Source organism: Luteolibacter algae, from assembly GCF_042683045.1.
GTDB lineage: Bacteria > Verrucomicrobiota > Verrucomicrobiia > Verrucomicrobiales > Akkermansiaceae > Luteolibacter > Luteolibacter algae.
This window is the reverse complement of sequence record NZ_JBHUIT010000008.1, coordinates 1-8709: the sequence shown is the minus strand read 5'-3', so window position 1 is coordinate 8709 and position 8709 is coordinate 1. Positions and strand designations below refer to the sequence as shown.

The window sequence follows — 8709 nt, the reverse complement described above, 5'->3', positions numbered from 1 at the left end:
TGCCCTCGGGCTCCCGCTTGTCGTTGATTCCACTTTTACCACCCCGGCCTTATTACGCCCCCTCGAACACGGTGCGGATATCGTCATTCATTCCCTAACCAAATGGTTAGGCGGCCATGGGACGTCCATCGGCGGTATCGTTATCGACGGAGGAAAGTTCAACTGGGCCGGTGGGAAGCACCCGCTCTTCGATGAGCCGGATAGCTCCTACCACGGCCTACGCTGGGGACATGATCTCCCAGAACCTCTCGCCCCACTGGCTTTCATCCTGCGTATGAGGACAGGTCCCCTCCGGAATCTTGGCGCGTGTCTGGCTCCGGACAATGCATGGGCTATCCTGCAAGGGGTGGAGACTCTTCCACTACGTATGGAGCGCCATTGTGAAAACTCCCTGGCGGTGGCGAAACATCTCGCCGCGCATGAAAAAGTCGAGTGGGTCCGCTACCCAGGCCTGGAGTCCGATCCCCAGTTTGAGAAAAACAGAAAATACCTCGGTGGCAAGGGTGGCCCCATGGTCGTTTTCGGAATCAAAGGTGGTGCAGATGCTGGCAAAAAATTCATTGAGTCACTGGATCTTTTCTCTCATTTGGCCAACGTGGGAGACGCAAAATCCTTGGCCATCCATCCCGCCAGCACCACCCACTCCCAGCTTAGTGAAGAGGCGCAGATTGCCGGAGGTATCCCGCCGGAGCTCATTCGCCTTTCAGTCGGTATCGAACACATCGACGATATCCTGGCCGATATTGACCAGGCGCTCGGCTAAAACTCTAGCGAACTAAATATACAATCCACCAGAAATCCGATTGACCTGGTATTCCACAATGGATGCCCGGTTATTTTTTTCTCTGATTAACGCATGTTCCGCCACTTTTGAACCATCCGCATCATTGATTCCTCAGTGGTATGATTTATCACGCAATCAATATCCACCCACGATAAATCGTGTGACTCCTCGCTTACGATGAACTTTAGAGAACCGGTGGGACGGAGCACATAGCGGACATCGTAATGCAGATGTTCGGGTTCATTTTTTCGTGCCGGAATGGGATGTATATCTATATCAAAGATGCCGGCCCCTACTTTTGAAAAGCCAGCAAGACCCGATTCCTCTTCCGCCTCTTTGATCGCCACAGCCAACACATCTGTCATACCGTCCGCATGGCCTCCCAGCTGAAGCCATCGATTCAATTTCTTGTGGTGGGTCAGCAGCACCTTTGAGCCATCTTCGTTGACAACCCATGCAGATCCGGTGATGTGACCTATCCCTAGACTCCGCTCGAAACATCTTGTTTCATTTTCTATGAAGCTAACAAAACGATCAATCACATCATTCTCATCGGGATGTGTGACAGCGTATTCTGAAAGCTGGTCGAGTAGTAATTTCCGGTGCACGGCGGCATAATGTTCACGAAATGTGAAAATGCAAGCGAGCCTATGAAAGCCAAAATCAATTGAACTCAGCAGGTAGCTCCGGCTTCAGGTATCGATTATAGGCGGAACGAATATCAGCTTCGCGGGTCCGCTGCGGGTCCAACTCGGGCAGACTTTCCAAATCAAAAAAACCGACCTCGCTACTTTCTATACTGGTTCTTGCTTCCCCTCCGACGATCTCACATAGAAAAAAGATTTTGTAGATCGCGTTCACGTTCCGATCATAGCCCGCACGATCCTTATCGATGATTGATAACAAGGCTTTAGCTTTTACCTCATACCCGCTTTCTTCGTGACATTCTTTCTGCGCATTTTCAGCAGGTGTCAAATTCACGTCAGCCCATCCTCCGGGCACTGTCCATAAGCCTGTGGATGTCTCCCGCACCAATAATATCTGGTGATCCCGAAACACGATAGCACGAACATCCACCTTAGGCGTGTCATAGCCGAATTCCTCCGGCCATCTGAAATCCGGTGAATACTGTGGAAGCTGTAAGATTTCCCCGGCCATTTCCCTTAATCTGACGAAACGCTCACGGTCATATGGATCCCGGCTGTAGGTAATACCAGCTTGGCCGATCGCTGCCAGCTCTCTGGCGAATTCCAACAGATCACTCATGACGCGTTCTAACTCCGATCAATGACAAACTGAAGAATTGATTTCTATAAAATGCGAAAGCCGTCCCAGAAATATATCTGGAACGGCTCTCCTAAGCTATCTCAACGGTTAAAGACTGCAGGAAGAATTACTTCTTCTTAGCGGCTTTTCTGGCTGCCTTCTTTGCACCCTTTTTAGCGGCACGCGCTGGCTTTTTGCCAGTTTGTTCCGCAATAGCGGCTTGTGCCGCAGCGAGGCGGGCAACAGGAACGCGGTATGGTGAGCAGGAAACATATGCAAGACCGAGCTTATGGCAGAAAGTCACGGAATCCGGATCGCCACCGTGCTCGCCACAGATACCGAGCTTGATGTCAGGCTTGACGGAACGGCCTTTTTCAACAGCGATTTCCATCAGCTGACCAACGCCGGTCGTATCGAGGGACGCGAACGGGTTCTTCGGGTAGATGTCATTTTCCTGATAGCTGCTGAGGAAAGATCCCATGTCGTCACGGCTAACGCCGAGGGCGGTCTGTGTCAGGTCGTTTGTGCCAAACGAGAAGAACTGAGCGTGCTTGGCGATCTCGTCCGCAGTAATCGCACCGCGAGGAACTTCGATCATTGTGCCAACAAGATAGTCAAATTCAACGCCTTTGGCTGCTTTGACTTCTTCCGCCACGCGATGGATGATTTCCACCTGGAGCTCAAGCTCGCGGGCGTAGCCGACGAGCGGCACCATGACCTCAGGCTGCACTGGAATATCTTTCTTCACACACTGGGCAGCGGCTTCAAAGATTGCACGTGCCTGCATCTCTGCGATCTCCGGATACGAGATGGCAAGTCGGCAACCACGATGTCCGAGCATTGGGTTGAACTCATGAAGATCATGAACGCGATGAGCGATTGCCTCCACTTCTACACCGAGCTTGTCGGCAAGATCTTTTTGGGACTCCGGAGTGTTTGGCAAGAACTCGTGAAGTGGTGGATCCAGAAGGCGGATCGTCGCTGGCTTGCCTTCCAATGCTTTGAAGATGCCAAAGAAATCCTTTCTCTGGTGTGGCAAAAGCTTCTTAAGAGCCTTTTTACGGTCAGCCTCTTCTGTAGCGAGAATCATCTCGCGCATTGCGTCGATACGGTCACCTTCGAAGAACATGTGCTCCGTGCGGGTAAGACCGATGCCTTCGGCACCGAAAGCGACTGCGGTTTTTACCTGATCAGGAGTGTCTGCATTGGTGCGGACACCCATGCGTGTAGCCTTGCCACACCATTCCATCAGCTGAACGAAATTCTGATACTTTTCAGTATTCTGTGAGGATTTCTTGTTGAAGATAAGACCGGTGATGATTTCAGACGGCTCTGTGGCAAGCTCGCCACCGAAGACGGTGCCTGCTGTGCCATCGATGGAAAGGAAGTCACCCTCATTGAAGGTCTCGCCACCGGCAGTGACAGTTTTCTTTTCATAATCCACTTCTACGCCGGATGCACCGCAAACACAGACTTTACCCATTTGACGGGCGACGAGAGCAGCGTGCGAAGACACACCACCGCGGGATGTAAGGATACCTTCTGCCGCGATCATTCCACGGAGATCTTCCGGTGAAGTTTCCACACGAACCAGAAGGACACGCTCACCTTTTTCCGCGGCAATAACCGCGCGATCTGCATTGAGATAGATTCTGCCAGATGCAGCACCCGGACCTGCCGGAAGACCTTTGGCAATGACTGTAGCCTTTGCTGCTTCGTTAACATCAAAAACCGGAGCAAGAAGCTGGTCCAGCTGATCCGCAGGGTTGCGCATTACGGCAGTTTGCCAGTTGATGAGTCTTTCTTTCACCATGTCCGCAGCAAACTTAAGACCGGCAGCGGCAGTGCGTTTTCCGTTGCGGGTTTGAAGCATGTAGAGCTGGCCATCTTGGATGGTGAACTCCACGTCCTGCACGTCCCGGAAATGTTTCTCGAGAATTTTACGAACTTTCATCAGTTCCTTGAATGCGGCTGGAAGCGCTTCTTCCATGCCGGCAACTGGATCCGGTGTGCGGACACCTGCCACCACGTCCTCGCCCTGAGCGTTCACGAGGAACTCGCCATAAAGTTCGTTTTCACCATTTGCCGGGTTACGGGTGAATGCAACGCCGGAACCTGAGTTGGCACCGGTGTTTCCGAAAACCATGGCTTGCACGTTAACAGCTGTTCCCCAAGCAGTCGGGATACCGTATTTACGACGGTAGACGATCGCACGATCGTTCATCCATGAGCCGAAGACAGCACCAGCGGCGCCTTCAAGTTGCTCCCACGGATCTTCCGGGAAGCCATGACCAGTGCGGGATTTCACGAGATCCTTGAAGCGGGTGACCAATTCCTTGTTATCCTCTGCAGTTAGTTCGGAATCGATGATATCCTTCCCGTAGATTTCATGCTTGTAGCTTTCGATGACATGTTCGAAAGGCTCATGATCTTCGTCTGGATTTTTTTGAACACCAAGAACCACATCACCATACATCTGGATGAAACGGCGGTAGCAATCCCATGCGAAACGCTCATTGTCGGTTGCTTTGGCAAGTGCCGCGACTGTCTTGTCGTTGAGACCAAGGTTGAGAACGGTGTCCATCATGCCTGGCATGGAGTCGCGTGCACCAGAGCGGACGGCAACTAGAAGCGGGAATCCTTTGGCATCGCCAAATTTGTAACCCATGATTTTCTCCATATTCGCAATACCCTCTTCCATCTGGGAACGAAGAACCTTCGGGTATGTTCTACCATTATCATAGTAGTATGTACAGACTTCGGTGGTAATTGTGAAGCCGGAAGGAACCGGGAGACCGATGCGGGTCATCTCTGCGAGGTTCGCACCCTTACCGCCCAAGAGCGCTTTCATGGTGCCATCGCCATCGGCCTTGCCTGCGCCCCAGGTGTAAACGTATTTGATTGCTTTCGCGGAGGATTTCTTCGCGGAGGATTTCTTCGCGGCTGACTTAGCTGCCGTCTTCTTCTTGGTTGCCATCGTATTTGTTATTGTCGGGTTGCATGCCGCAACGAGGTAATATTACGCGGAAAATTACTTCCGTTTCCTTGGAGCGGGCGCGGCAGGCTATCAGCAGCGTTGGGCCTGTCAATCGACCAGTTTCAATAAATCAAAGACTTTCCGGCAAAATTTTCGTTCTGAACGGGTTACTGGCTTCTCAGATAAGCTTGAAAAATCAATCCGGGAACCAATAAGCAAACTGCGCTCAATAACTTGACTGTGGTGATCCCGAACCTCGAACGTGTTCTATTGAGAACTTGCAACAAGGCCGCCCCTGTAAGAATGGCATAAAAGAAAGGGCGTGCTGCCATGGTTTCATTCTGGACCGCAGAAATCAGCGCTGCAGCACCAAGCAATGTCAAAGGAAGAGAGATCGTAATCTCATCCAGGACACTGGTCGATTGGCCGGAGGCGTTCGAGCCGTGAGCCCAAATTTCCGTTGCCGTGGATGTGATAATGCAGAGCAGTGAAAAGCAGATAAATTCGCGCGAGAAGAGTAATTCTCTGATACCGAGATTTGGCAGATAGACATGAGCCATCAATGCCGTTCCGTAAGCGAAGGCCACTCCGGCAAGCGAGTGCTTTGCATAAGATATTTCGTTATCTTCCTTGCCCGAGAAAAGCGCTAATGCAAAAAAACCCAACACCAGAATCCCTCCGACGAGCAGATAGGCGTAGACTGACAAAGGAAAATTAAGAACCGTTAAACCAAGAGCCGCCAGCCCGCTAACCAAAGCCGCTCTTTTCAATATTACTTTGTGAGCTGTGACAAAAATCACCTTCTCCGAGCCCATCGCACTTTCCAGAAGCTTCGCGGAAATTCGGATCGTCCAAACCACAAGACCTAGCGCGACGTATGCTTCCCAAGGATGGTAATTAACCCTCCATGTCTTCGCAAAAAGAAACAACCATGTCACCGCTATCAGCGGCGCATCCAAGCCAAGCAAATTCAAATATAGCCACCATGGCCGACCTTGTTTCTCCACACACGAATCCTCCGCGAGGCTATTGGGGAACGCAAGCGCGGACTACATCGACTTCTTCACCAATGGCGGAATTGGAGCGCCGATAGCCTCTGCGGTAGCACGGAGCAACTCCAGTTCCCTATTCTCAATAACGTTGTCATAGGTGGCCACCAAGCCACAAAGTCTCAGGATCTGCTGTTTTACCAGAGGAGTGGAAGCGTCCATTTCCTCCAATGCTTTGGAAACATCTTCCATGCTTGATTGAACGAACCGAAGATCTCTGCCTGTGTGCTCATGATATTCGCTTGCTGCCTGAGCGATCGCTTCCTCACCACCGGCAAGCGATCCAAAAGCTCCCAGCAGCACATTCATCTCTTTGTGAAGTTGTGAAAGATTTCGATACTTCATCGCAGGCACGGGTTTTAGCCCAAGTCCCACCGATACGTGACGCTCGATCACTTTTTGTAACATGAACTCGAAAAGATTCACCTCACCATCCACTTCGATTAGATCCTGACTGGCTTTCACAAACTCCGCTGCTTCGCTCCTGCTCATCTTCCTCAGCCACGATAACGAGAGATCCACCAGAGCCAATTTTTTCGCGGAGGTGTAACTCACAAGTTCTCCGCTCCAACTCATTACCGCCTCTATCTCCCCGGCATCAAAGGAGTGGTCGATAAGAATGCGTCGAGCCAACTTCTTTTCATCCGCATCAGCTGCAACGAGCAAACCTAAAAGCAATGACTTCGCTTCTTTCTTTGAAAAAGATGTCACTTTATCCTGACGTAATTCTTCTCTCAGAAACGCTCCAACATTTGTATTTAGTCGGCCACTTTCTCCGATATTATCGAGCCCTTGAGCGGCGCCCAGTTGCTCCAGAGAACCGGCAAATCCCATGGACCCGGAAAATTCGGAAAGGTGGACAGGATCGGCTTTTCCTTCCAGCATAGTTCCATTCCAGTTCGGTTCGATAGCTCGAATACGTTTCTCCAGCGGCGGGTGTGTCGCCATCATCATGCTAAAGCCACTTCCTGCAAAGAACATATGTCTCGCTTCCATTGCCTTCGGCGAAGAAATATTTCCGTGCTCACTAAAGCCTCCAATCTTCTTCAGAGCACCCGCGATTCCACTTGGATCACGAGTGAACTGCACAGCAGATGCATCTGCCAGATACTCCCGTTGTCTGGAGATCGCGGCTTGAAGCATTCTTGCAAATAAAACCCCCACAGACCCCACAAGCCAAACTGCCAACCCTGCTAATACGATAGCAATGACTACACCGTTTCCTTTGGAATCGCGCGATCCACGCATGAAGCGAAAAGATTCAAGCATGATTCGTCCTAACATGGAGAGCATCACCAACCCGAAAATCCAGCCCATCAGCCGCATATTAAGCTTCATGTCGCCATTTAGTATATGACTGAACTCGTGTGCAATAACCCCCTGCAATTCAGAGCGGGTCAAACGATCCAGTGTGCCCCTGGTGACTCCGATCACCGCGTTTGAGGGATCGGAGCCTGCGGCAAACGCATTAATGCCTTGCTCCTCGTCCATAATCCAAACTTCCGGCACAGGCACTCCGGAAGAAATGGCCATTTCCTCCACGACATTCAACAAACGCCTTTCCTGGAGATCGGTGGTTGTAGGCTCAACAGCCCGTCCCCCCAAGCTTTGTGCAACCACTTTTCCTCCGCCGGATAGCTGAGCTAATTTCACCCAGCTACCCGTCATAATCACTCCTCCTACGACAGCCCCTATGCCAAGGAACATTGACGGATCCCACCAGCTGGATACTCCATCTATCGGGCTTAACCCCTCTTTATAACTATCCGAATAATATAAAAATGTTGCAGTCAGTAAATATATAACTACAACGACGCCGAGAATAGAAAGTATGAACCACCATATCAAATAACGGCTCGACTTCCTTGCTCGTTCTTGGGCCTCGAAAAAATTCATCGGGGTTGCTCAAGTCTCAGAATTGAACTTTTGGAGCCTGGCGCTCCGATTCAACATCGATCTGGAACATAGCCGCCTCGTGAAACCCGAACATACCTGCAATAATATTATTCGGGAACACTTCACGTTTATTATTATACGATAAAACTGAATCGTTATAAGCTTGTCGTGAGAATGCGACCTTATTCTCAGTTGTCGTAAGCTCCTCGCTCAGTTGCATCATATTCTGGTTGGCCTTCAATTCGGGATATGCTTCTGCCACCGCGAACAGACGGCCGACCACTCCACCAAGTCCTGCTTCAGCCTTACCCAGCTTCTCAAGTGCTGCAGGATCACCTGGATGCGCAGCCGCATTTTCACGTGCGTCTGAGGCCATGTTTCGCGCTGAGATAACGGCCTCTAAGGTCTCTCTCTCGTGGCTCATATAAGCCTTCGCCGTTTCCACCAGGTTTGGTATCAAATCGTGCCGTCTCTTCAGTTGGACATCGATCTGAGAGAACGCGTTTTTATACATATTCCTAAGCTTGACGAGTCCATTATAAACTCCCATCGCAAAAATTCCGACTAGAAATATAACTCCTAATATAACCACCAATCCTGTTACTACTGTCATGATGAGTCATACTTAATGCGTCATTTTGCTTGTGACGACAAAAAAGAAATTCATCCGTAGATTTTTTCAATCAAGCATTTGGTTGCGATTGGAGGCTCCCGCCACAAGTCCGGACCAGCCCCGG

Annotated in this window: 7 protein-coding genes; 1 reads left to right on the top strand and 6 read right to left on the bottom strand. The window is 50.6% G+C overall.

Annotation, left to right across the window (positions count from 1 at the left end):
- Positions 1-763: PLP-dependent transferase (locus tag ACFSSA_RS06825; RefSeq protein ID WP_386819572.1), on the top strand; the 763-nt coding region annotated here is incomplete at its 5' end.
- Positions 764-849: 86 nt separating this feature from the next.
- Here ACFSSA_RS06825 and ACFSSA_RS06820 read toward each other — a convergent pair.
- The 6 genes from ACFSSA_RS06820 to ACFSSA_RS06795 all read right to left on the bottom strand — a co-directional run bounded on the left by ACFSSA_RS06820 (position 850) and on the right by ACFSSA_RS06795 (position 8585).
- Positions 850-1392 (bottom strand): NUDIX hydrolase, encoded by a 543-nt coding sequence (locus ACFSSA_RS06820; RefSeq protein ID WP_386819570.1) that lies wholly within the window; start codon positions 1390-1392, stop codon positions 850-852.
- A gap of 55 nt (positions 1393-1447) precedes the next feature.
- Positions 1448-2050: an NUDIX hydrolase gene (locus ACFSSA_RS06815; protein WP_386819568.1), complete on the bottom strand. Its 603-nt coding sequence runs from the start codon at positions 2048-2050 to the stop codon at positions 1448-1450.
- A gap of 127 nt (positions 2051-2177) precedes the next feature.
- The gene (gene ppdK / locus ACFSSA_RS06810) at positions 2178-5027 is read right to left on the bottom strand and encodes a pyruvate, phosphate dikinase (RefSeq protein WP_386819566.1); all 2850 of its coding nucleotides are present in this window, start codon (positions 5025-5027) and stop codon (positions 2178-2180) included.
- Between the two features lie 167 nt (positions 5028-5194).
- A complete protein-coding gene (locus tag ACFSSA_RS06805) occupies positions 5195-5827 on the bottom strand; it encodes a hypothetical protein (protein WP_386819564.1) in 633 nt (210 codons plus the stop codon).
- 249 nt (positions 5828-6076) lie between these two features.
- Positions 6077-7783, bottom strand: coding sequence for a M48 family metallopeptidase (locus tag ACFSSA_RS06800; RefSeq protein ID WP_386819562.1), 1707 nt, complete (start codon positions 7781-7783; stop codon positions 6077-6079).
- A gap of 205 nt (positions 7784-7988) precedes the next feature.
- Entirely contained in the window at positions 7989-8585 is a 597-nt protein-coding gene (locus tag ACFSSA_RS06795) for a LemA family protein (protein WP_386819560.1), read from the bottom strand.
- Between the last annotated feature and the right edge of the window lie 124 nt (positions 8586-8709).